The following is an 817-nucleotide window of genomic DNA, read 5'->3' on the forward strand; positions in this document are numbered from 1 at the left end:
GCTTGTGTTTCTGTGCCATCTTTTTTCGCCGCTTTTAACTTAGCAGATAGCTCAAGAAGATCTGCAATCTCTGCTTGAGAAAAATCCAGTAATTTAGTGAAACTACGTCCTTTAAGTGCGTCGCTCATGCATGCCTCCGCTGCGTGATTATTATTTGGTAGGCATGAGTAATATTTCGCCTACTCGCAAAGCAGGTCATCATATCAGATATAAAAAGCATGAGAAGTATAGCTCTTGGTTATTGCATTTTAGAGCTCGAGCTAGGGCCTGGGTTATTGCGTTGAGTGAAGAGAAGACCTACATCTAATAATGCAGTTGCGTTTTGCTCTCAGGCTACTTTGTGAGATCTATGTATGTAAATGATTGAGTGTCAGAAACAAAAACGCCTGCAAGGTAGCAGGCGTTTTTAGTGGCGAATGTCTTAATTTGCATCAGTCATGATGTGACTATCAAAAGTACGCTCACAATATTTGCACTTCATACGCACATCGTCTTGATCGACGATCACTTTAAAGCTGCTGTTGACGGGCTCACCATGGGTGATGCAGTTACTGTTCGGGCATTTGAATACGGATTCGATTACTTCAGGTAGGGCTAGAGGAAGCTTTTTAACAACACGGTAGCCTTCAATTTGGTTAACTGTCGCATTTGGCGCATAGATAGCTAATTGGCTAGCTTGCTGTTGAGTCAAAAAGACATTCTCAATTTTGATAATGTCCTTTGCTTTCGTAGCTGAAGATGAAGACGGTAGGTTTAAGCCGATGGTGACTTTTTCTGTACCTTGTTCGATATCGAACAAACGTAGTATTTTCAATCC

The 817-nt window shown here is 41.5% G+C and carries 1 protein-coding gene; it reads right to left on the bottom strand.

The window, feature by feature from the left end; genetic code table 11:
• Positions 1-421 precede the first annotated feature (421 nt).
• On the bottom strand, positions 422-817 hold a 396-nt coding region (gene pyrI / locus A3762_RS23700), incomplete at its 5' end, for an aspartate carbamoyltransferase regulatory subunit (RefSeq protein WP_082869328.1).

This window comes from Oleiphilus sp. HI0125 (assembly GCF_001635355.1).